Source organism: endosymbiont of Sipalinus gigas (genome assembly GCF_004296475.1).
Classification (GTDB): Bacteria; Pseudomonadota; Gammaproteobacteria; order Enterobacterales; family Enterobacteriaceae; genus Nardonella.
The window spans coordinates 79,891-103,082 of the sequence record NZ_AP018162.1; the positions used below are offsets into that span (position 1 = coordinate 79,891).

Annotated in this window: 37 protein-coding genes; 6 read left to right on the forward strand and 31 right to left on the reverse strand. The window is 17.6% G+C overall.

Features of this window, described 5'->3' with window-relative positions; translation table 11 throughout:
• The first annotated feature begins 1 nt into the window (after window position 1).
• The 3 genes from NARSGI1_RS00410 to NARSGI1_RS00420 are packed head-to-tail and all read left to right on the forward strand — an operon-like array spanning window position 2 to window position 3,866.
• On the forward strand, window positions 2-2,221 hold the full coding sequence (locus NARSGI1_RS00410) for a phenylalanine--tRNA ligase subunit beta-related protein (protein ID WP_130616859.1): 2,220 nt from the start codon (window positions 2-4) through the stop codon (window positions 2,219-2,221).
• The gene (locus NARSGI1_RS00415; protein WP_130616860.1) at window positions 2,214-3,449 is read left to right on the forward strand and encodes an aminotransferase class V-fold PLP-dependent enzyme; all 1,236 of its coding nucleotides are present in this window, start codon (window positions 2,214-2,216) and stop codon (window positions 3,447-3,449) included. Before NARSGI1_RS00410 ends, NARSGI1_RS00415 begins: the two co-directional genes overlap by 8 nt.
• 9 nt (window positions 3,450-3,458) lie before the next feature.
• Entirely contained in the window at window positions 3,459-3,866 is a 408-nt protein-coding gene (locus NARSGI1_RS00420; RefSeq protein WP_130616861.1) for a SufE family protein, read from the forward strand.
• Here the strand turns inward: NARSGI1_RS00420 and aroE are convergent.
• Complete coding sequence (gene aroE, locus NARSGI1_RS00425) at window positions 3,863-4,690, reverse strand: shikimate dehydrogenase (RefSeq protein WP_130616862.1); 828 nt, start codon at window positions 4,688-4,690, stop codon at window positions 3,863-3,865. The genes NARSGI1_RS00420 and aroE overlap by 4 nt on opposite strands.
• An 83-nt stretch (window positions 4,691-4,773) precedes the next feature.
• Between aroE and def the strand changes: the two genes are divergently transcribed.
• The 3 genes from def to NARSGI1_RS00440 are packed head-to-tail and all read left to right on the forward strand — an operon-like array spanning window position 4,774 to window position 7,514.
• The gene (gene def, locus NARSGI1_RS00430; protein ID WP_130616863.1) at window positions 4,774-5,286 is read left to right on the forward strand and encodes a peptide deformylase; all 513 of its coding nucleotides are present in this window, start codon (window positions 4,774-4,776) and stop codon (window positions 5,284-5,286) included.
• Window positions 5,270-6,214, forward strand: coding sequence for a methionyl-tRNA formyltransferase (locus NARSGI1_RS00435; RefSeq protein ID WP_130616864.1), 945 nt, complete (start codon window positions 5,270-5,272; stop codon window positions 6,212-6,214). The genes def and NARSGI1_RS00435 overlap by 17 nt, the downstream gene beginning before the upstream one ends.
• Window position 6,215: 1 nt before the next feature.
• On the forward strand, window positions 6,216-7,514 hold the full coding sequence (locus NARSGI1_RS00440) for an RsmB/NOP family class I SAM-dependent RNA methyltransferase (RefSeq protein WP_130616865.1): 1,299 nt from the start codon (window positions 6,216-6,218) through the stop codon (window positions 7,512-7,514).
• Window position 7,515: 1 nt separating this feature from the next.
• Here the strand turns inward: NARSGI1_RS00440 and rplQ are convergent, their stop codons facing one another.
• From rplQ to rpsL, 30 genes are read right to left on the reverse strand one after another with little or no spacing between them, the layout of a single operon-like run.
• Complete coding sequence (rplQ, locus tag NARSGI1_RS00445; RefSeq protein ID WP_130616866.1) at window positions 7,516-7,866, reverse strand: 50S ribosomal protein L17; 351 nt, start codon at window positions 7,864-7,866, stop codon at window positions 7,516-7,518.
• Window positions 7,867-7,869: 3 nt separating this feature from the next.
• A complete protein-coding gene (locus NARSGI1_RS00450; RefSeq protein ID WP_130616867.1) occupies window positions 7,870-8,859 on the reverse strand; it encodes a DNA-directed RNA polymerase subunit alpha in 990 nt (329 codons plus the stop codon).
• A 2-nt stretch (window positions 8,860-8,861) separates the two neighbouring features.
• Window positions 8,862-9,446, reverse strand: a complete 585-nt coding sequence (gene rpsD / locus NARSGI1_RS00455) for a 30S ribosomal protein S4 (RefSeq protein ID WP_130616868.1) — start codon at window positions 9,444-9,446, stop codon at window positions 8,862-8,864.
• A gap of 5 nt (window positions 9,447-9,451) precedes the next feature.
• On the reverse strand, window positions 9,452-9,847 hold the full coding sequence (rpsK, locus tag NARSGI1_RS00460) for a 30S ribosomal protein S11 (protein ID WP_130616869.1): 396 nt from the start codon (window positions 9,845-9,847) through the stop codon (window positions 9,452-9,454).
• Between the two features lie 3 nt (window positions 9,848-9,850).
• A complete protein-coding gene (rpsM, locus tag NARSGI1_RS00465; protein ID WP_130616870.1) occupies window positions 9,851-10,201 on the reverse strand; it encodes a 30S ribosomal protein S13 in 351 nt (116 codons plus the stop codon).
• A 7-nt stretch (window positions 10,202-10,208) separates the two neighbouring features.
• Window positions 10,209-10,322, reverse strand: coding sequence for a 50S ribosomal protein L36 (gene rpmJ, locus NARSGI1_RS00470; protein ID WP_130616871.1), 114 nt, complete (start codon window positions 10,320-10,322; stop codon window positions 10,209-10,211).
• Window positions 10,323-10,327: 5 nt separating this feature from the next.
• The gene (locus NARSGI1_RS00475; protein WP_130616872.1) at window positions 10,328-11,677 is read right to left on the reverse strand and encodes a preprotein translocase subunit SecY; all 1,350 of its coding nucleotides are present in this window, start codon (window positions 11,675-11,677) and stop codon (window positions 10,328-10,330) included.
• Window positions 11,658-12,104, reverse strand: a complete 447-nt coding sequence (rplO, locus tag NARSGI1_RS00480) for a 50S ribosomal protein L15 (protein ID WP_130616873.1) — start codon at window positions 12,102-12,104, stop codon at window positions 11,658-11,660. The genes NARSGI1_RS00475 and rplO overlap by 20 nt, the downstream gene beginning before the upstream one ends.
• Window positions 12,105-12,113: 9 nt before the next feature.
• On the reverse strand, window positions 12,114-12,587 hold the full coding sequence (gene rpsE, locus NARSGI1_RS00485; protein ID WP_130616874.1) for a 30S ribosomal protein S5: 474 nt from the start codon (window positions 12,585-12,587) through the stop codon (window positions 12,114-12,116).
• Window positions 12,588-12,594: 7 nt separating this feature from the next.
• Complete coding sequence (locus NARSGI1_RS00490; protein ID WP_130616875.1) at window positions 12,595-12,954, reverse strand: 50S ribosomal protein L18; 360 nt, start codon at window positions 12,952-12,954, stop codon at window positions 12,595-12,597.
• Between the two features lie 4 nt (window positions 12,955-12,958).
• Window positions 12,959-13,492 carry a 50S ribosomal protein L6 gene (gene rplF / locus NARSGI1_RS00495; protein WP_130616876.1) on the reverse strand — a complete coding sequence of 178 codons (534 nt, stop codon included), beginning with the start codon at window positions 13,490-13,492 and terminating at the stop codon, window positions 12,959-12,961.
• A gap of 19 nt (window positions 13,493-13,511) precedes the next feature.
• The gene (rpsH, locus tag NARSGI1_RS00500) at window positions 13,512-13,907 is read right to left on the reverse strand and encodes a 30S ribosomal protein S8 (RefSeq protein WP_130616877.1); all 396 of its coding nucleotides are present in this window, start codon (window positions 13,905-13,907) and stop codon (window positions 13,512-13,514) included.
• Window positions 13,908-13,911: 4 nt separating this feature from the next.
• On the reverse strand, window positions 13,912-14,217 hold the full coding sequence (gene rpsN, locus NARSGI1_RS00505; RefSeq protein ID WP_130616878.1) for a 30S ribosomal protein S14: 306 nt from the start codon (window positions 14,215-14,217) through the stop codon (window positions 13,912-13,914).
• Window positions 14,218-14,222: 5 nt separating this feature from the next.
• Window positions 14,223-14,765, reverse strand: a complete 543-nt coding sequence (gene rplE / locus NARSGI1_RS00510; RefSeq protein ID WP_130616879.1) for a 50S ribosomal protein L5 — start codon at window positions 14,763-14,765, stop codon at window positions 14,223-14,225.
• Entirely contained in the window at window positions 14,755-14,970 is a 216-nt protein-coding gene (locus NARSGI1_RS00515) for a KOW domain-containing RNA-binding protein (RefSeq protein ID WP_130616880.1), read from the reverse strand. The genes rplE and NARSGI1_RS00515 overlap by 11 nt, the downstream gene beginning before the upstream one ends.
• Before the next feature lie 9 nt (window positions 14,971-14,979).
• The gene (gene rplN / locus NARSGI1_RS00520; RefSeq protein ID WP_130616881.1) at window positions 14,980-15,342 is read right to left on the reverse strand and encodes a 50S ribosomal protein L14; all 363 of its coding nucleotides are present in this window, start codon (window positions 15,340-15,342) and stop codon (window positions 14,980-14,982) included.
• 14 nt (window positions 15,343-15,356) lie between these two features.
• A complete protein-coding gene (gene rpsQ / locus NARSGI1_RS00525) occupies window positions 15,357-15,599 on the reverse strand; it encodes a 30S ribosomal protein S17 (protein WP_130616882.1) in 243 nt (80 codons plus the stop codon).
• Window positions 15,596-15,799, reverse strand: coding sequence for a hypothetical protein (locus NARSGI1_RS00530; RefSeq protein WP_130616883.1), 204 nt, complete (start codon window positions 15,797-15,799; stop codon window positions 15,596-15,598). Before NARSGI1_RS00530 ends, rpsQ begins: the two co-directional genes overlap by 4 nt.
• Window positions 15,789-16,199, reverse strand: coding sequence for a 50S ribosomal protein L16 (gene rplP / locus NARSGI1_RS00535; protein ID WP_130616884.1), 411 nt, complete (start codon window positions 16,197-16,199; stop codon window positions 15,789-15,791). The genes NARSGI1_RS00530 and rplP overlap by 11 nt, the downstream gene beginning before the upstream one ends.
• Window positions 16,200-16,202: 3 nt before the next feature.
• Window positions 16,203-16,841, reverse strand: coding sequence for a 30S ribosomal protein S3 (gene rpsC, locus NARSGI1_RS00540; protein ID WP_130616885.1), 639 nt, complete (start codon window positions 16,839-16,841; stop codon window positions 16,203-16,205).
• A 21-nt stretch (window positions 16,842-16,862) separates the two neighbouring features.
• Window positions 16,863-17,195 carry a 50S ribosomal protein L22 gene (gene rplV / locus NARSGI1_RS00545; protein ID WP_130616886.1) on the reverse strand — a complete coding sequence of 111 codons (333 nt, stop codon included), beginning with the start codon at window positions 17,193-17,195 and terminating at the stop codon, window positions 16,863-16,865.
• Between the two features lie 6 nt (window positions 17,196-17,201).
• Window positions 17,202-17,483, reverse strand: a complete 282-nt coding sequence (rpsS, locus tag NARSGI1_RS00550; protein ID WP_130616887.1) for a 30S ribosomal protein S19 — start codon at window positions 17,481-17,483, stop codon at window positions 17,202-17,204.
• Window positions 17,484-17,501: 18 nt separating this feature from the next.
• Complete coding sequence (gene rplB, locus NARSGI1_RS00555) at window positions 17,502-18,326, reverse strand: 50S ribosomal protein L2 (protein WP_130617009.1); 825 nt, start codon at window positions 18,324-18,326, stop codon at window positions 17,502-17,504.
• Window positions 18,327-18,332: 6 nt separating this feature from the next.
• Window positions 18,333-18,647 (reverse strand): 50S ribosomal protein L23, encoded by a 315-nt coding sequence (gene rplW, locus NARSGI1_RS00560; RefSeq protein ID WP_232513720.1) that lies wholly within the window; start codon window positions 18,645-18,647, stop codon window positions 18,333-18,335.
• The gene (gene rplD / locus NARSGI1_RS00565; protein WP_130616888.1) at window positions 18,644-19,270 is read right to left on the reverse strand and encodes a 50S ribosomal protein L4; all 627 of its coding nucleotides are present in this window, start codon (window positions 19,268-19,270) and stop codon (window positions 18,644-18,646) included. Before rplD ends, rplW begins: the two co-directional genes overlap by 4 nt.
• Window positions 19,263-19,883 carry a 50S ribosomal protein L3 gene (gene rplC, locus NARSGI1_RS00570; RefSeq protein ID WP_130616889.1) on the reverse strand — a complete coding sequence of 207 codons (621 nt, stop codon included), beginning with the start codon at window positions 19,881-19,883 and terminating at the stop codon, window positions 19,263-19,265. Before rplC ends, rplD begins: the two co-directional genes overlap by 8 nt.
• 18 nt (window positions 19,884-19,901) lie before the next feature.
• Window positions 19,902-20,225, reverse strand: a complete 324-nt coding sequence (gene rpsJ, locus NARSGI1_RS00575) for a 30S ribosomal protein S10 (protein ID WP_130616890.1) — start codon at window positions 20,223-20,225, stop codon at window positions 19,902-19,904.
• Window position 20,226: 1 nt separating this feature from the next.
• Window positions 20,227-22,329 carry an elongation factor G gene (gene fusA / locus NARSGI1_RS00580; RefSeq protein WP_130616891.1) on the reverse strand — a complete coding sequence of 701 codons (2,103 nt, stop codon included), beginning with the start codon at window positions 22,327-22,329 and terminating at the stop codon, window positions 20,227-20,229.
• 2 nt (window positions 22,330-22,331) lie between these two features.
• Entirely contained in the window at window positions 22,332-22,802 is a 471-nt protein-coding gene (gene rpsG / locus NARSGI1_RS00585) for a 30S ribosomal protein S7 (protein ID WP_130616892.1), read from the reverse strand.
• A 14-nt stretch (window positions 22,803-22,816) separates the two neighbouring features.
• Window positions 22,817-23,191: a 30S ribosomal protein S12 gene (rpsL, locus tag NARSGI1_RS00590; RefSeq protein WP_130616893.1), complete on the reverse strand. Its 375-nt coding sequence runs from the start codon at window positions 23,189-23,191 to the stop codon at window positions 22,817-22,819.
• Window position 23,192 lies beyond the last annotated feature (1 nt).

The following is a 23,192-nucleotide window of genomic DNA, read 5'->3' on the forward strand; positions in this document are numbered from 1 at the left end:
AATGAAATTTAGTGAGAATTGGATAAAAGAATTAATTAAAGATTATAATAATTTAGAATTATTTAGTAAATCTACATTAGAAATAAATAATATTATTAAAATAAATAAGAATAATAATATATATAAAGCAATAGTAGGAAAAATATTAAAAATAAAAACTAATATAAACAATATAATATTATATATAGATATAGGTTTTAAAATAATAAAAAAAATATACTTAAATAATAAAAAATATATTTTAAAAAAAAATGATAAAATTATTATTTTATGTAAAAAAAATAATATAAATATTAATTATATAATATATAGTTCAAATATTATAAATAATAGAGAAAAAAATTCAATAATAAAATTAAATAATAGTAAATTTAATATAGGTGAAAATTTAATAAATTTAATAGATATTAATGATAATATAATAGATATTATTATACCACATAATAGAAAAGATATAAATAGTATCTATGATATTATTAAAGAATTAAATTTAATCCCTCCATTAAAATTTAATACTATTGTTAGTAAAAATAAATTGAACATAGATAGTAAACTTTATAATATATATGGATTCAAAATTATAAATAATATATATATAAATAATAATTATTTTACCCCAATTTTTATACAAGAAAGATTAATAAAAAGTGATATAAAAATTGAAAATAATTTAATAAAAAATATAGCAAATTATATTATTATAAAATATGGATATCCAATAGAAATATTAAGCTTATCTGATACTGAAGTTAAAAACATATGTTTAAAATTTGATAAAAATAATATTTTATCATTTTTTAATATAAATAACGATTTATTGTCAATAGTAGGATTAAGTAATAAAAATTTTTCATTGAATAAAATAAAAAATAATATATTAATAATATGTATAGAATTTAAAAAAGATATTATAGATAATAATATAAATAAATATATAAATAAAAATAAATTTATAATAAATTTATATAAAAAAAAAATAGATATAGATATATTAAACTTAATATTTGAAGATTTTATAAATATAATAAATTTAATTCTTAATAAAAGTTATAATTTAAATATAGATATTATAAATAATAATATAAATAGAAATTTTATTATATTAAAAAAAAGTACTATAAATAAATATTTCGGATTTAAGATAAATTTAAATAAATTATTAGAAATATTTAATAAATTAAATTTCAAATTTTATATTAAAAAAAAATATTATAAAATATATCCAAATATAAATAGAATAGATATAAAAAAAGAAGAAGATATAATAGAAGAAATACTAAAATGTTATGAATATAATAATATTCCTATAGAATATAAATATATTAATAATAATTATTATATAAATAATATAGATAAAATAAAAAATTTTTTAATTTATTCAGGATATAATGAAATTATTTCATATAGTATGATAAATTTTAATATAAATATATTTAAAGATAAATTGATATATATAAAAAATCCTATATCTAATGATATGTCAATATTAAGAAATTCTTTAATATATGGTCTAATTAAAACAGCTAAATTTAATATAAATAGACAACAAGAATATATAAAAATATTTGAACATGGAGTTTGTTTTAAATATTCAAATAATAATAGAATAATAGAAGAACAAAAAATATCTGGATTAATATACATAAGTGATAAATTTATATATAACTATAATATTAAAAAATATAATTATAATTTTAATAATTTAAAAGGAGAAATAGAAATTATTTTAAATATATTAAATATATATTATAATTTTAAAATAAGTTCAGAAAATGAATTAATAAATGGATTAGATATTATAAAAAAAAATAAAAAATTAGGATATTTTGGATATATTAAAGATTCAATATTAAATCATTTTAATTTAAATAAATATAAAATAATGATATTTGAAATAAAATTATTATTTTTAGATAAAAAAAAATTTAATATAAATAATATATATAAATTTCCAATAAATAAAAGAGATTTATCAATTTTAATTAAAGATAATATTAATATAGAAGAATTAATTGATAAATGTAAATTAGTTGATATCAATATAATTGATGTATTTTTAATAGATATATTTAAAAATTTAAAATTAGAAAAAATATTAACAATAAGAATATTAATACAAGGTAATAAATTTACTTTAAGTGATATAGAAATAAATATTATTATAAATAAATGTATTTTAATGTTAGAAAAAAAATTTAAAATTAAAATAAATAATGTTTAACATAAAAAAAATAAGATATCAATTTCCTATATTTAAAATATTTGATGATGAAAAAATAATATATTTAGATAATGCTTCTACTACACATAAACCTAAATGTGTAATAAAAGAAATGAATGATTTTTATTTAAAAGAATATTCGTCAATAAAGAAAGGGATATATGATTATAGTATAAATAATACAGAAAGGATAGAAAATATAAGAAAAAATATTTCATATTTTATAAATTCTAAAAATTATAGAGAAATAATATTTACTAAAGGAACTACAGAAAGTATAAATTTAATAGTAAATACATTAGGTAGAAAAATACTATCTAATAATAATAATATTTTAATATCAATATCTGAGCATCACTCAAATATAGTTCCATGGATTAATTTATCTAAAGAAATTAAATATGAAATAAGATTTATTGAATTATTAAATGATGGTAATTTAAATTTAGATAAAATGTTATCTCTTGTAGATAAATATACTAAAATAATATCTATAACTCAATTATCTAATGTATTAGGTATAGAGAATAATATAAAAAATATAATAAAAATTTTAAGATCATTAAATAATGATTTATTTATAATAGTAGATGGAACTCAATATATAACTCATAATAAAGTAAATGTACAAGATTTAGACTGTGATTTTTATATGTTTTCTGGTCATAAAATATATGGACCTACAGGAATAGGTATTCTTTATGTAAAAGAAAAAATAATATCAAATCTTCCTATTTGGCAATCAGGTGGATCAATAATAAAAAATATAAATATAAATAATAATAAAATAGATTATATAGATTATCCATGGAGATTTGAACCTGGATCAATAAATGCTGCTAGCATAATAGGACTAAATTCAGCAATAAATTTTATAGAAAATATAAATTTTATAAATATAATAAAATGGGAAAAATTACTAATTAATTATCTAATAAATCTATTAAAAGAAAATTTTAAAGATATAGAAATATATGGTGAAAATAAAAATAAAATAAGTATAATATCATTTAATATTAAAAAGATTAATAATTTTGATATAGGAACAGTATTAAATAAAAATAAAATATATATAAGAACTGGTAATCAATGTGCAATACCATTAATGAATTTTTATAACATAGATGGATTATGTAGAGTATCAATATCTATATATAATAATTTCAATGATATAAATACATTTATAGATAAATTAATATATACTGTATATATTTTAAAAAAGATATAAATAATTATAATGTTAATATATTCTTTAAAAAAAGAATTTAATAAAGTATTATTTTTAAATAAATTGAAATTAATAAATGAATGGGAAGATAAATTTAATTTAATATTAAATAATGAAAAATTTTTATATAAAATGTCTAAATATATGATTATTAATAATAATATGTTAAAAACATGTAGTAATAATATTTGGATAAATTTAAAAGTAAAAAATAATATAATATTTATGTATGGATATAGCAATTCAATTATTGTAAGAGGATTGCTAAGTATAATATTTATATTTTTTAATAAAAAAAAAAATATTATTAATATAAATAATTTTAATGTTTTTATAAAAAAAATTAATTTTTTTAAAAACTACAATATTATATATAATATATTTGATTTTATAATATTAAAATTAAGTAAAATTTAGTCTTTTTCATAAAATTTATTTATTAAATTAATAGGATTTGGCATTTTGTTATGCCAAAATAAACATGAAAATGCAGCCTGACAGATTAACATTCCTAATCCATCTGATACAAATTTAGCACCATTTGATTTACACCATTTTATAAATGGAGTTTCATTTTTAGTATCATAAAATAAATCATAATATTTTGTTTTACTATTTACTATTTTTTCTGATATATTAGGTATTTTATTATCTATGCCAGAAGATGTTGAATTTATTACAATATCAAAATTGTAATTATATATTTTATCATATGGCATTACATCTATATATATATTTTTTTTATAAAACATATTTTTTATATTTTCAGATTTATCTATTGTTCTATTAGTTAATAATATATTACATTTATTTTTTATTAATGATGGTATAATTCCTTTAGAAGCTCCTCCAGAGCCTATTATTAAAACTTTATTAATATTATTTTTAATAAAATTTAATCTTTTTAAATCATATAATAAACCTAATCCATCTGTATTTTCTCCTATTATTTCTCCATTACTATTTTTTTTTATCGTATTTACAGACTCAGAAAGTTTAGCATTTTCAGTAAGTAAATTACATAAATTGAAAGCCCTTTCTTTAAATGGGATAGTAATATTTGCTCCATTATTACCATTTTGTAAAAAAAAATTTATAAAATTAGGCTCAAAATCATTTGTATCTAAAATTTCATATAAATAATAAAAATATTTTATATTTATTTGATTAGAAAAAAAATTATGTATATATGGAGATTTACTGTGTTTAATTGGATTTCCGAATAATACAAAATTGTTCATATAATATACTCAATTTTAATTTTTTATAAAAATTTATTATAATTTATCCTATTAATTAAAAATTTATTATAAAAGTTACTATAATGTCAATACTAAAAATATTACTATATCCCGATAATAGACTAAGAAATAAAGCTGAATATGTTAATTCTATAGATAATAATACACAAATTATAATAAATAATTTATTAGATACTTTATATTATAATAAAGGAATAGGATTATCTGCAACACAAGTTAATATACATAAAAAAATAATAGTATTAAATATAGAAAAAGAAATAATATTAATAAATCCCGAATTAATATATAAAAGTAATGAAAAAATAGATTATATAAAAGAAGGATGTTTATCAATACCTAATATATTTTATTCTGTTCCAAGATATAAAACAATAAAAATAAAAGCTCTAGATAGAAATGGTAATAAATTAATTATAAATTCAAAAAATAATTATTTATTATCTATATGTATACAACATGAAATTGATCATTTAAATGGTAAATTATTTATAGATTATTTATCTGAATTAAAAAAAAGCATAATTTTTAGAAAAATAAATAAATATATAAAAATAAATGATATTAATAAATAAAAAAATAAATATAATTTTTGCTGGATCTGAACAATTTACAGTAAATAATTTAAATTATTTAATTAAATTTAATAGATTTAAAATAGTTTGCATATTTACTAAACCTGATTGTAAATTAAATAAAATAAATCCTGTAAAAAAATTCGCAATAAAAAATAATATAAAATTTTTTCAACCTAATAATATAAATAATATTTATTATTATAATATAATAAATAATTTAAATATAGATATAATTATAGTATCTTCATATGGTATTATATTAGATAAAAATATATTAAATATACCAAAATATGGATGTATAAATGTACATGGATCAATATTACCCAAATGGAAAGGACCTGCTCCTATATATTGGACTATATTATCAGGTGAACAAGTATCTGGCATTACTATAATAAAAATGAATGAAAAAATAGATAATGGAGATATAATTTTTCAAAAATATATAAAATTAAAAAAAAACGAAACTTATATAAATCTATACAATAGATTATCTAAATTATCATCTTATGGATTAGTATTTATATTAAATAAAATTTTATATAACAATTTATTACCTATTAATAAAATATTTAATATTAAATTAAGTAAATATTATTTAATAGAAAAAAAATATGCTAGAAAAATAAATAAAAATGATTTAGAAATAAATTTAAAAGAAAAAAATAAAAATATATATAAAAAATTTAAAGCATTTATAGAAAAAAAATGTTTTTTTTATTTTAAAAACATAAAAATAAATATAATAAAATATAAATTAATTAATAAAAATAAAAATTTAATAGAAAAAAATATTTTTATTAAAAATAAAAAAATATATATAAAAACATTAGATGGATTTTTAGTATTAACTAAAATACAGTTTATAAATAAAAAACCTATTTATGTAAGCAATATGATTAAAACTAATAATATTTTTAAATAAAATGTTAGATAATTATTCTACATGTATTTTAATAATACGAGATGTATTTAATAAAAATATATCATTTAAATATAAAATTAATTGTATAAAAAAAAAAATAAAAAATAATTATGATTTTTTATTTATAAAAAATATATGTTTTTCTATAATAGAAAATATAGATGTATTAAAGAAAATTTATAATATTATGGTAAGTAAATGTTTAATAAAAAACAGAATAAAAAACAAAAGTATTATATATTATATATTAATATTAGGTATATATAATATATATTATACAAACATTCCAGATTATTATATAGCATATAATTTAGTTGAAAGCACTAAGAATCTAAATATAAATATATATAAATTTATAAATTATATAATAAGATTGTTTTTAATAAATAAAAATAAATATTTAAATATTTTTAAAGAAAATAAATATAAAATAAAAAATAGTAATAATTTTATAATAGAAAAAATAAAATCATATTATCCTAATAATAATATTTTAAATATAAAAAATAAAGATTTTGTATGGTTAAGAATAAATAGATTATTAATAAATAAAAGTAAATATATAAATATATTAAATAATAATAATGTTAAATTTATAGAAAATAAAAATATTGATTACTCAATATTAATAAATATTAAAGAAAATTATAAAATTATATTATCAGGGCTTAATAAAGGATTAATAAGTATACAAGATATATCATCACAAGAATGTATTATATCTTTAAATCCTAAAAATAATGAATATATACTAGATATGTGTTCATCTCCAGGATTAAAGGCTTCTCATATAATAGAATTAGCACCTTTTTCAAATTTAACATTAATAGATATAAATAATAAAAGAATAAATCTTATAAATGATAATTTTAATAGATTGAAAATTAATAAAATAAGCAAAAATTTTAAAATTTTAAATGAAAATTCAATTAATTTAAATAAAAGTTATAATAATTATTTTGATAAAATAATATTAGATGCTCCATGTTCATCAACTGGAATAATACATAAAAATCCAGATATTATTTTTAATAAAAGTGAATCTAAGTTTAATGAATTAATTAAGATTCAAAAAGATTTATTAAATTCAGCATGGATATATTTAAAAAAAGGAGGAATTATGATATATAGTACATGCTCAATCCTTTTAGAAGAAAATATATATCAAATAACTAATTTTTTAAAAGAAAATAAAAATGCAATATCATTATTAAATGATAATAATAAACCAGGAAAACAAATAATTCAAAAAGAAAATTTTTGTGATGGATTTTATTACGCAAAAATATATAAAAATTAATTTATACAAATTCAATTATAGCTATTAAAGCATTATCTCCACTTCTATATTTATACTTTATTATTCTAGTATAACCTCCATTTCTATTTATAAATTTTTTTCTTAAGTTATCAAATAATTTAAATAAACTAAATTTACTTCTTAATAAAGAAAATGCCAATTTCCTATTATTAAAATTATCAATTTTAGATAAATTAATTATTGGCTCTATAATTTTTTTTAATTCCTTTGCTTTATTTAAAGTAGTTTTAATTTTTTCATATTTTATTAATGAATTACACATATTTCTAAACATTAATTTATAATGACTTCTAGTTCTATTAAAATGCTTAATAGATTTCATATGACGCATATTTTATTTATTTATATTTTCTTTTATAATATTCCAATTATCTATTTTAGTTTCTAACGAAAGATTATATTTATTTAAAATATTATTTATTTCTGAAAGAGATTTTTTTCCAAAATTAGGTATTTTTAATAATTCATTTTCATTTTTTTGAATTAAATCCCCTAATAAATTTATATTTTTAGATTTTAAACAATTTAATGATCTAACAGTTAATTTTAAATCATCTATTTTTTTTAAAAAAATATTATTATTTAAATCTAAATTATTATAATCATCAACTATATCTTTTTTACTTTTTATATTTAAAAATATATCAAGTTGTTTTATTAATATTAAAACTGAAGTTTTAATTATTTCTTCTATTTCAATAGAACCATTAGTTTCTATATTAATTATAAGTTTATCTAGATTATTTTTATTTTCGAATCTAGTATTTTCTACTATATAACTAACTTTTTCTACTGGGTTAAAATATGAATCTATAAATAATTTACCAAATTTATCTTTTATATCTATACCGTTATATTTAATTTCTCTATAACCTATACCTTTTTCTACTTTTAATTTAGCATTAAAAGTAGTATTTTCTTTAGTTATTGTGCATATTAAATGATCTGGATTTATTATATTAACATAATTATTATAAACTATATCTTTTGATAATACTTTACCTAAACCAGTTTTATTTATAAATAAAGTAATTTCATTTTTGTTATTTAAACTTAAAGGCATATTTTTTATATTTAACATTATATCCATAATATCTTCTTTTATACCATCTTTAAAACTAAATTCATGTAATATACCTTCTATTTCCATTTCAGTAATTGAATATCCTGGTATATATGATAATAATATTCTTCTTAAAGAATTTCCTATTGTATTGCCAAATCCTCTTTCTAAAGGCTCTATAATTATTTTATAAGATCTATTACATATCTTTTTTATATTTAATGAAGATGGTCTTATTAATGATTCTATTAAATATTGCATTTTTATTTAGAATATAATTGAGATATCAAATTAAAATTTATATTTTTATTTATATTTATTGGTATATTTAGTATATTAAATATCATTTTATCTTTATTTAAAGAAAACCAAGAATTATCTATATTCTTATTTTTTTTTAATAAAACTTTTATATTATCTATATTTTCATTGCTTATTGTTATACTATCATTAATATTAATATTATAAGATGGGATATTTACTATATTATTATTTACAAAAATAAATTTATGATTTATAAATTGTCTTGATTCTAATATAGTCCTTCCAATTCCAATTTTATATATAATATTATCTAATCTACTTTCTAATAAAAATAATAAATTTTCTATTGTATTTCCTTTTTTTTTTATAGATTTTTTATAATAATTTAAAAATTGTCTTTCAAATATACAATATATTCTTTTTAATTTTTGTTTTTCTCTTAATTGATTTCCATAATCAGATATTCTATCTGATTTATTTTTATTATTTAAAATTTTTTTTATATCTATTAGTTTAGATTTTAAATATAAATCAATTTTTTCCCTTTTATATAATTTTAATTTAGGTCCAAGATACTTTGACATTTTATTTAAACTCTTCTTTTTTTAGGCGCTCTGCATCCATTATGTGGAATTGGAGTTATATCTTTAATACTTAATATGTTTATACCACAGTTATTTAATGCTCTAATTGTTGACTCCCTTCCTGGCCCAGGACCAGATACTTTAACTTCTAAAGATTTTAATCCATATTGTTTAACATTATTTGCACATTTTTCAGCAGCCACTTGAGCTGCAAATGGAGTAGATTTTTTCGATCCTTTAAAACCCATACTACCTGATGTTGACCAACTTAATACATTTCCTTCACAATCTGTTATTGTAATTATAGTATTATTAAATGAAGCATTTATATATGCAATACCTTCTAAAATTTGTTTTTTTATTTTCTTTTTTTTTATATTTGTATTTTTTTTTACTATCATATATTAAACTTTTATATTTTTATTTTTTTTAATTGTTTTAGCATTAGTTCTAGTTCTTTGACCTCTAACTGGTAATTTTTTTTTATGCCTTAACCCTCTATAAGAATTTATATCTATTAATCTTTTAATATTTAAAGATATATCTCTCTTTAAATCACCTTCTATAGTGTATTTAGAAATCTCTAATTTTAAATTATCAATATCACAATTTGATAAATTTTTAGTTAATTTATATATTGAAATATTAGATTTAATACAAATACTTTTAGCTATAGACAAACCTATTCCATATATATGTGTTAATGATATTAATATATGTTTATTATCAGGGATATTTATGCCAAATATTCTCATTTTAAAATTAACCTTGTTTTTGTTTATGCTTTGGATTTATACAAATTACATTTAATTTGTTAAATCTTTTTATTATTTTACAATCTCTACATATTTTTTTTACTGATGCTCTTACTTTCATTTTACCTAAAAATTATTTTTTATTTTATCTATTATAGATTCATATTTATATGATATAAGGCTAGTTTGTATTTTATTAATAAATTCTATAATTACTACAACTATAATTAATAAAGAAGTTCCATTAAAATAAAATGGAGAATTAATTAACTTAAAAAATATTTTTACAAATGAACAAATTAAACTTATATAACAAGATTCTAAAAATACAATTTTTTTAGTTATATTATATATATATAATTCTGTCTGTAATCCAGGTCTAATTCCATTTATAAAAGCACTAGATTTTTTTAAGTTATTTGAAATCTCTTTAGGATTAAAAATAATAAATGAATATATATGACAAAATATAAATATAAAAAAAATATATATTAATGAATATAAAAAATAATTTTCATTTAAACTATTATATAATATTTTAAATAAATATATATTAAAATAATTACCTATCCAATAAAATAAAATAGAAAAGAATAATATTATATTATAAGAAAATATAGATGGAGTTATACCAGAAATATTTACTTTAATAGGTATATAAGTACCAGAATTAAATATATTACTATATTTATTTATTAAATTATATTGATAATTTATAGGATAATTTATTATTATTTTTTTTTGTGATAATTCTATAAATATAGATATATAGAAAATTAAAATCAATAAGAATAAAAATAAAATTAATTTAATAATATTAACTATACTATTTTTTTTAAATATAATATTTAAATATTTAAAAAAATAATTAGGTATATCTGATATTATATTTAAAAATATTAATAAAGATGTTCCATTTATTATACTATTTTCTGTTATTTGATTACTTAACCAAATTAAGAACATCGTTCCTATAACAAGACTTAATATTGATATTATATATGTATTTATATTATTATTTATAAATATATCAACTCCAAATATCTTTCTAAGACTCAATATAAAAAATATTGATTGTAATATAGATATTATAAATGATAAATAATAAATATAATTACTAGTTAATCCAGATTTATATAAATCTTGTTTTAATGAAGGGTACATAAAGTTAAATAATTGTATCATCATAGATGATGATATATATGGAGTTATACCCAAAGAAAATATAGAAATTCTATTTATATAATTTGTTGAATTTAAATTAAATAATTTAAATATAAAAATATTATTATTAAAATTTTTATTTAAAAAAGTATTAATTTTTATACATGGTATAGGTATAAAAGATCCTATTCTAAATATTATAATATAATAAAATAAATACTTTATTTTATTTTTTAGTAATTCAAAACTTTTACTTTTAAATATATCTTTAATAAATATATTATTAAAATATTTATTCAAATTTACCACCATATAAATTTAATACATTATGAACATTTTTAGATATAGAAATCCCAAATTCTTTTTTTATTATTTTGGAACATATATTATTTGATTTTTTATCTAAAATTAATTTTACGAATTTTGTATTTTTATTTATTAACTTGTTTTTTTTTAATACATCAATATTTATATTATTATCTTTTATATTATTTATATAAGATAATCTTAATTCTTTAACTATTTTTTTATTTTTATTATTAAATCCAAATTTAGGTAATCTTCTACATATAGATGTTTGTCCTCCTTCAAAAGCTCTTTTTCTTCTTGAACCTGACCTAGATTTTTGACCTTTATTTCCCCTACCTCCTGTCTTTCCTGTTCCAGATCCTATTCCTCTACATATTCTTTTTTTTTTTTTTTTAGATTTATATCTATTTAAAGAGTTCAATTTTAACATATATTTAATTTATTTTTTTTTTTTATATATTAATTTTAAATTTTTTATATTTTTTAATGCATTTATAGTTGCTATAACAACATTTATAGGATTACTTGATCCATATAGTTTAGATGAAATATTTTTTATTCCTACAACTTCAAAAATATATTTCATAGATTTACCTGATATAATTCCAGTTTCATTATAACTTGGTATAATTATAACTTTTGAACATAAATGATTACCTATAACTTTATGAGGAATAGTATTTTTATATAAATTTATATTAAATAAATTTTTTTTTGCTTTTTCTATAGATTTACTAATAGCTAATGGGACTTCTTTAGCTTTTTTATATCCAAAACCAATTTTACCATTTTGATCACCAACTACAGTTAATGCTGTAAAACTAAATACTCTACCTCCTTTTACTGTTTTTGATACTCTTTTTACTAAAATTAATTTTTCTCTTAAAGGAAAATTACTATTTTTAATATTCATTTTATTTTTAAAAAACTAAACCATATTCTCTTGAAGATTCAGCTAAACATTTTATTTTTCCATGATATTTGAATTTTGATCTATCAAAATATACATTATGTATATTTTTTAATATTGCTTTTTTAGATATAAATTCACCTACTATTTTTGATGCTAATTTATTATTAGATTTTATATTTTTTTCTATTAAAATTTTTTTTATGTCTTTACTTAAAGTTGAAACATCAATAATAATTTTATTATCATTAGATATAATTCTAGCATATATATTATTATTAGTTTTATTAACTAATAATCTAAAAATATCTTTATTTTTATTCTTATATTTAGATTTTGATAATTTTTTTAAATGTTTTTTATTATACATAATTTTATTTTTTATTTGATTCTTTTAATTTTATTTTTTCATTATGATAATATATTCCTTTTCCTTTATAAGGATCAGGTATTTTAAAATATTTTATTTCTGATGCAACTTTACCTAAAAGTTGTTTATCAATACTATATAATATTAATTCTGATTGACTATGAAATTCTACTTTTATTTTTTTATCTAACCTATATTTTATTAAATGAGAATACCCTAAACTTAAAACTAATAAATTATCTTTAATATCAAATTTATATCCTATTCCTTTTATTATTAATTTTTTTCTAAAACCAATTGTAACTCCAATTATCATATTCTTTATCAAAGAATTCACAGTTCCTGAATAAGATAATATTTTTTTATTATTTTTATTATAATCTATATATATAAAATTATCTTTTTTATTTATTTTTATAATAGGATTATATTTTATAAATAAATAATTTTCATTACATAAAACATTTATTTTATTATATTCAATATTAATTAAAACATTATTAGGAATAATTAATTTTCTATTAGCTATACGAGACATTTTATATTTATATATAATTTTATGAAATATAACATATTAATTCTCCTCCTAATTTTAATTCACAACAATTATAATCAGTCATTATTCCTTTTGATGTTGAAATTATAAATATACCAAATTTATTTATATTTTTTTTTATTCTAAATAAATTAGTATATATCCTTAAACTTGGTTTACTAATTCTTTTTAGTTCTTCTATAACTGGGATATTATTGAAATATTTTAAAAAAATTTTTATATAGCATTTTTTATCTAAAATTAATACATTATAATTTTTTATAAAACCTTCTTTTTTTAAAATTTCTATTATAGATAATTTTATTTTTGATTTAAATATACTAACAAAATCTCTTTTTGATTTTTGAGCATTTTTAATACAATTAAACATTTCAGAAATAGGATCTTGATTATTCATTTAATTACCAACTAGATTTTTTAATTCCAGGAATATATCCTAAAATTACTGATTCTCTAAATTTTATTCTACTTAATCCAAATCTTCTTATAAATGATCTAGATCTTCCAGATTGATAACATCTATTCTTTATTCTATATTGTATAGAATCTTTAGGAAAACATTGAAACTTTAACATTGCGTTCCATTTATCTTCTTTAGAAGAGATGTTTGATTTAATAATATTTTTTAATTTTTTTCTTTTATTTATAAATTTACTTACTAATATTTTTCTTTTATTATTTCTTATTATAATAGATTTTTTTGTCATTAATTTTAATATTTTATAGGAAAATTTATTGATTTTAATAAAAAAATAGATTCATCTAAAGATTTAGATTTAATATTAAAATTGATATCCATACCTTTTACTCTATTTATATAATCATAATTTATTTCAGGAAAAATTATATGCTCTTTTATACCTAAATTAAAATTACCCATTTTATCAAATGATTTTTTAGAAAAACCTCTAAAATCCCTAATTCTAGGTATTACTACACATATTAATTTATCAATAAAAGACCACATTCTTTTATTTCTTAATGTTACTTTACATCCTATAATTACTCCTTTTCTAATTTTAAAATTAGATATTGATTTTTTAGCTTTAGTAAATATAGGTTTTTGACCTGATATTTTAGTTAAATCATCAAATGTAGTTTCTAGTATTTTTTTTTCTGAAATAAATTTTCCAAATCCCATATTTATAGTAATTTTATTTATAATAGGAATTTCCATTACAGATTTATATAAAAATTTTTTTTTAATATTTTCAGATATAATATTTTTGTATTTAAAATATAACTCATTTTTCATTTTTAACAATATTTATTAATGACACATTTGAAATATGTATTTTTTTATATTCCTTACTATCATTTTTAACTTCTTTATTATTTAAATTTAAAATTAAATATTTTTTATTTAATATTTTTATAACTTTAGCTGTATATTTCTTATATTTACCTGTTAATATAATAACTTCATTATTACTTTTTATTTTAATTTTTTTTTTTAACATAATAATATTTTATAAAATTTCTAAAGCTAATGAAACTATTTTAGGAAATTTATTTTTTATTTCTTTAGGAATAGGTCCAAATATTCTTGTTCCTATAGGTAAATTATTTTCATTTATAATTACACATGAATTATTATCAAATTTTATAAATTCTTTATTGTTAGAAATTTTTTTTTTTACTCTAACAACAACAGCTTTAGATACTTCTCCTTTTTTAACTTTACCATTTGGAGAAGAACTTTTAACTGCCACTTTAATTATATCTCCTATACTAGCATATTTTTTTTTAGATCCTCCTAAAACTTTTATACATAGAACTTTTTTAGCTCCAGAATTATCCGCAACAAGTAAAATTGTCTGTTCTTGAATCATTTTAAATATAAAATTTAATTATTTTTTTTTATTATTTTTACCAATATCCATGATTTAATTTTAGATATAGGTCTACATTCTTTTATTAAAATTAAATCGCCTATATCAGATATACTTTTTTCATCATGAACATGTATTTTTTTGTTATTTATTATTATTTTTTCATAAATAAAATGTTTACTAATATTTTTTATTAATACAGTAACTGTTTTATTCATTTTTTTTTTTATTACAGTAGCAACAATATTTTTACTCATAAATTTATATTATTATTCTTGTTAAATAAATACTTTAATAAAGATATTTTTTTTCTATTTATTTTTAATAAATGAACTTTATTATTATTATTATTTTTTATTTTTAAATTTAAATAAAATTTTTCATATAATAAATCTATTAATTTGTTATAAAATTCTTTTTTATTTTTAATATTATTAAAATTTTTTTTATAATTCATTTTTATATATAAATAAAGTTTTAATAGGTAATTTTGAAGAAGCTAATTTAAACGCTTGTTTTGCAATATTTTCTGGTATATTTTCTATTTCATATAAAATCATCCCAGGTTTTATTAATGAAACCCAAAATTCAACATTTCCTTTTCCTTTACCCATTCTTACTTCTAAAGGTTTTTTTGTTATAGGTTTATCAGGAAATATTCTTATCCATATTTTACACTGTCTTTTTATATATCTAGATATAGCTCTTCTTGCTGATTCTATTTGATTAGAAGTAATCCTTCCTCTAGATATTGATTTTAAACCAAACTCTCCATATTCTAATCTCATACCTATTGAAAAACCTTTATTTCTACCTTTTTGATATTTTTTGAATTTAGTATTTTTAGGTTGTAACATATTTTATTTTTTTTTATTAAATATTTCACCTTTAAATATCCATACTTTAACTCCTATTATTCCATAATTTGTTTTTGCTTCATATTGTCCATAATCTATATCAGCTCTAATAGTATGTAATGGTATTCTACCTTCTTTGTACCATTCAGTTCTTGATATATCAGAACCACCTAATCTACCATTTAATTCTATTTTTATACCTTTAGCTCCTAATCTAATTGCATTATTAATATGTTTTTTCATAACACGTCTAAATAGATTTCTTTTTTCTATTTGATATGCTATATTTTTAGATATTAAATTAGCATCTATATCTGGTTTATTAATATCAAGTATATTTAATTGAATTGATACATTAGATATTTTATGTATCATTTTTTTTAATTTCTCTACATCTTCTCCTTTTTTACCTATTATAATTCCAGGTCTAGATGTATATATAGTTATTATTATATTTTTATTTAATCTTTCTATTATTATATTTGAAATATAATACTTAGGTAAATAATTATTTATAAATTTTCTGATATTATAATCATTTTTTAAATTAATTAAAAATTTCTTTTTATTTGCATACCATATAGAATTCCAATTTTTTATAACACCAAAACGAAAACTTATAGGATTTACTTTTTGACCCATTTTATTTATTTATATTATAAATTAAATTTTTTTTAAAAAAATACTTATTATAGAAGTACGTTTTTTTATATAATTAAATCTACCTTTAGCTCTAGGTATTATTCTTTTAAAACTTGAACCTTCATCTACTAAAACAGTATTTACTTTTAATAAATCAATATCTAATCCATTATTATTTTCTGCATTTGATATTGCAGATTCAAGAGTTTTTATTAAAATGTAAGAAGCTTTTTTATTTAGAAACTTTAATATATTTAAAGCTTCATAAACTTTTTTTCCTTTTATTAATTTTGAAACTAAACGAACTTTCTGAGCAGAAATTCTAGCTTTTTTATATTTAGAATATACAATCATATTATTTTATTCTTTCTTTTTTATTTTTTTATCAGCTATGTGTCCTTTAAATTTTCTTGTAGGAGAAAATTCACCTAATTTATGACCAACCATATCTTCAGTTATAAATAATGGGATATGTTTTCTGCCATTATGAACAGATATTGTAAATCCAACCATATTAGGAAATATTGTTGAACTTCTAGACCATGTTAATATTTTTTCTTTTTTATTATTATCTATATTTTTTTTTATTTTATTAAATAAAGATAAACTAATAAATGGACTTTTTTTTAATGAACGTGACATTTTTAAAATTTACCTATTTTATTTATTATATCTTTTTTTTACTATAAATTTATCTGTTCTTTTATTTCTTCTAGTTCTTTTTCCTTTAGAACTTAATCCCCATGGAGACACAGGATGTTTACCAAAATTCTTTCCTTCTCCCCCTCCGTGAGGATGATCTACTGGATTCATAGCAGTTCCTCTTACTGTAGGTCTAATACCTTTTCTTCTATTTTTTCCAGCTTTTCCTAATTTTATTAACATATGCTCAGAATTTCCTACCTCTCCTATAGTAGCTCTACAGCTTTCTAATATTTTTCTTATTTCTCCAGATTTTAATTTTATAAATACATATTTATTATCTTTAGAAATAATTTGAGAATACGATCCGGCAGATCTAGATATTTTTCCTCCTTGTCCTGGATTTAATTCAATATTATGTATTTTATATCCAACTGGGATATTTTTTAATATCATAGAATTACCACTATTTATTGATGATGATATTCCAGATTGAATTTTATCTCCAATTTTTAATCCTTTTGGACATAATATATATTTTTTTATACCATCTCTGTATATTATTAATGCTATATTTGATGATCTATTTGGATCATATTCTATTCTATTAACTGTTCCTAATATATTATCCTTATCTCTTTTAAAATCTATTAAACGATATTTTCTTTTATGTCTTCCACCTATATGCCTAGTTGTAATACGACCATAATTATTTCTTCCTCCTGTTTTATTTAATTTTATAACTAATTTTTTTATAGGTTTTTTTTTACTTAACTCATTATTTTTTATATATACTAAATGTCTTATACCTGGAGAAGTAGGTTTTAATTTTTTAATTTTAATCATAAACTAATTTAGTTTTATTAGATTATTTATATCTTTAAAATTTTCATTTTTTTTAAAAAAAATATATGCTTTTTTCCATTTTTTTCTTTTTCCAAAAATATTTTTATAAATTTTAGATTTTCCTTTTATAATTAGTATATTTATTTTTATTGGTTTTATTTTAAAAATTTCATATATTGAATCTTTTATTAATTTTTTATTCGAATTATAATTTACTTTAAATGTTAATATTTTAAATTTACTAAATAACTTATTATTTTTATCTGAAATAAATGGATAATTTAAAACTTTCAGTAAAATCTCTCTATAATTTATCATATTACTAATCTATTTTCTATAAATTTTATAGATTCTAATGTTATTAAAATACAATCATAATTTATTAATCTACTTAAAATTATATCTTTTATTAATATTATTTTTATTTTAAATATATTTTTTGATGATAGAAATAAATTTTTATCATAGTTGTTAACTATTATCAATATTTTTTTATATTTATTATAAAAAAAATATATTTTTTCTATTAATTTTTTTGTTTTGAAATCATTTATAATAAATTCACTAAATATATATATCCTATCGTTTCTTATTAATTCTGATAATATACATTTAAATGCTTTTTTATACATTTTTTTATTTATTTTATATTTATATGAATTTATTTGATTTCCAAATGTAACCCCTCCTGATCTCCATATAGGACTTTTTTTACTTCCTGCTCTAGCTCTACCTGTGCCTTTTTGCTTCCATTGTTTTATATTAGATCCTTTTACATTAGATCTATTTTTATTTAACTTAGTATTTTTTTTATTTAATAAAGATTCTGATATTATTATTTGATGAACTAAATTATTATTAAATTCAATATTAAATACATCATCTAAAACTACTATTTTTTCTTTTGAATCATAAACTATTAACTCCATTTTATTATCCATTAAGTTTAAAATTTATTATTACATTTTTATTATTAGATCCTGGTATTGAACCTTTTATAGCTACAATATTTTTATATGAATCTATATACATTATTTTTAGATTTTTTATAGTTTTTTTATAATTTCCATGATGTCCGGCCATTTTTTTTCCTTTAAAAACTCTTCCAGGGCTTTGATTTTGACCTATAGAACCTGGAGCTCTATGTGATAAAGAATTACCATGAGATGCATCTTGCATTTTAAAATTCCATCTTTTTATAACGCCTGAAAATCCTTTTCCTTTAGATATACCAGTAATATTTACTTTATCTACATTAATTAAATTATCTATAGATAATTTCTGACCAATTTTAAAATCACTTATATTTTCACATAATTTTAATTTATATTCCCATAATCCAATCCCGGGGCTAATATTACTAGCTTTATAATGGCCAATTATAGATTTATTTATTTTTTTTATTTTAATATTAGACTCAACAGTTATTTGTAATGAATTATTTTTTATATAAGTAATAAAATTATTATATATTTTTAATATAGTTATAGGTATTGACATACCATCATTTAAAAAAAGTCTAGTCATACCAATTTTATTTCCTATTATTATCATCTTTATCTATATTATTATTTATTTTGATAATATAATTATTTTTACATCAACTCCAGAATTTATATTTAAATGCTTTAATGCTTCAATAGTTTTTTCTGTATGTTGAATTATATCTATTAAACGTTTATAAGTTCTTAATTCATAATGTTCTCTTGCGTCTTTATTTACATGAGGTGAAGTTAAAACTATAAATTTTTCTATTTTAGTTGGCAAAGGGATCGGTCCATATACAACAGCTCCGGTATTTTTTGCTGTATATATTATATCTTTAGTTGAATTTATTATTAATTTAAAATTGAATGATTTTAATTTTATTCTAATTTTATTATTAAAATTTGACATTTTATATCTTAACATTAATTTTTTTTAATTCAATTATCTTTTTTTGATATTCATATGGAACTTCATTATATTTCAAAAATTTCATTGAATATGAAGCTCTTCCTTGAGTTTTAGATCTTAATTCAGTAGAATAACCAAACATTTCTGATAATGGTACAAATGAATATATTTTATTATACATTAAATTAGTTTCTATATTTTCTATTATCCCTCTTTTTTTATTGAGATCTCCAATAACATCTCCTATATATTCTTTAGGAGTTTCAATTTCAACACTCATTATAGGCTCTAATAATACAGGATTAGCTTTTAAAAAAGCTTCTCTAAAAGCTATTGATCCTGCAATTTTAAATGCTATTTCTGATGAATCAACTTCATGATATGATCCATCATAACATGTAACTTTTATATTTATTATTGGATATCCTGCTAATATCCCACCTTTCATTTGCTCTTTAACTCCTTTATCTATAGCTGGAATATATTCTTTTGGTATAACTCCACCAACTATTTTATTTATAAATTCATAAGTATTATTTCCATTTTTTATAGGTTCTATTTTTAAAAAAACATGACCAAATTGACCTCTTCCACCAGTTTGTCTTATATATTTTCCTTCATGTTTAACAATTTTTTTTATAGTTTCTTTATATGCAACTTGAGGTTTACCTATTTTAGCGTTTACATTAAACTCCCTTTTCATTCTATCTACTAATATTTCTAAATGTAATTCTCCCATTCCAGATATTATAGTTTGATTTGTTTCTACATTTACATTTACATTAAAAGAAGGATCTTCCTGAGATAATTTATTTAAAGCAATACTCATTTTTTCTTGATCAATTTTTGTATTGGGTTCTATAGCTATTGAAATAACAGGATCAGGAAATTTTATTTTTTCTAATATTATAGGGTTATTAATATCACATAATGTATCTCCTGTAGAAACATCTTTTAAACCTATAGCTGCTACAATATCACCGGCAAATATTTCTTTTATTTCTAATCTTTTATTTGCATGCATTTGTACTATACGTCCTAATTTTTCTTTTTTTTTTTTATTAGAATTAAATATATAATCTCCAGTTTTAGCTTTTCCAGAGTATACTCTAATAAAAGTTAAATTTCCTACAAACGGATCAGAATATATTTTAAATACTAATGCAGTAAATGGATCTTCATATTTAGGATATCTTATTATATTATTTACTTTTATTGGAGGTATATCATTAGGTGATGGTAAAAAATCTATTATTGAATCTAAAACTGGTTGTATTCCTTTATTTTTAAAAGCAGAACCGCATAAAACAGGAATTATTTCATTATTTAATGTTTTTAATCTTAATCCATATTTAATTTCATATTCATTTAATGATCCTTTATTTATATATTTATTTAATAATTCATCACAAGAATCTGCTGCTGTTTCAATTAATATATTTTTCAAATTAATTGAAATTTCTTTTAATTCATTTGGTATTTCATCAGAAATTTTAACATTTACACCATAATCGTCGTTGTTCCAATATAATGATTTTAATCTTATAAGATCTACTATACCAACAAATTTATCTTCTGACCCTATAGATAATTGTATTGGTATAGGATTAGATGATATCAATTTATTTTTTATTTGATCTATTACATTAAAAAAATTAGCTCCAACTCTATCCATTTTATTTATAAAAGCTATTCTAGGTATATTATATTTATTAACTTGTCTCCATACAGTTTCAGATTGAGGTTGTACACCTCCTACTGCGCAATATATCATTACTGCTCCATCTAATATTCTCATAGATCTTTCTACTTCTACAGTAAAATCTACATGACCAGGAGTGTCTATAATATTTATTTTATATTTATCATTATTATATTGTCTAAATAAACCTTCCCAAAAACAAGTAGTTGCAGCAGAAGTTATTGTTATCCCTCTTTCTTGTTCTTGTTCCATCCAATCCATAGTTGCTGATCCATAATGTACTTCTCCTAATTTTTTATTTATTCCTGTATATAATAAAACTCTTTCTGTAAATGTAGTTTTTCCAGCATCAATATGTGCACTTATTCCAATATTTCTATATTTATTTATTGGTATATTCATTTTTACCACTTATAATGAGCAAATGCTTTATTAGATTCTGCTATTTTATATATTTCATCACGTTTTTTTATTGAAGACCCTTTATTTAAAAAAGCATCATTTAATTCATTTGATAACTTAATATTCATTGTTTTATCTATCTTTCTTTTTCTTGCAAATCTTATTATCCATCTAATAGCTAATGTATAACTTCTATCTTCTTTTATTTCTATAGGTATTTGATATGTTGATCCTCCAACTCTTCTTGATTTTATTTCTAATAAAGGTTTTACATTATCTATAGCTTTATTAAATATTTCTATTTCATTATTATTTATATTTTTCAATTTATATAAAGCAGAATATAATATATTCTGAGCTAAAGATTTTTTACCATTTAACATTAATATATTTATAAATTTAGATACTAATTTAGAATTATATTTAATATCAGGTAAAATATTATTTATTTTTTTTATTTTTCTACGAGACATAAAATTAAATTATATTAATTATTATTTTTTTTTGTTCCATATTTAGATCTACTTTTTTTTCTATTTTTTACTCCAGAACAATCTAATGTTCCTCTTACTACATGGTATCTAACTCCTGGTAAATCTTTAACTCTTCCTCCTCTTATTAACACAGAAGAATGTTCTTGTAAATTATGCCCTTCTCCGCCTATATAAGCAGTAACTTCAATACCATTAGTTAATTTAACCCTGCATATCTTTCTTAATGCTGAGTTAGGTTTTTTAGGAGTAGTAGTATATACTTTTAAACATATTCCTCTTTTTTGAGGACATGAATTTAATGCAGGTACATTACTCTTGTATATTTTTTTTTTTCTTGATTTTTTTATTAATTGATTTATTGTTACCATA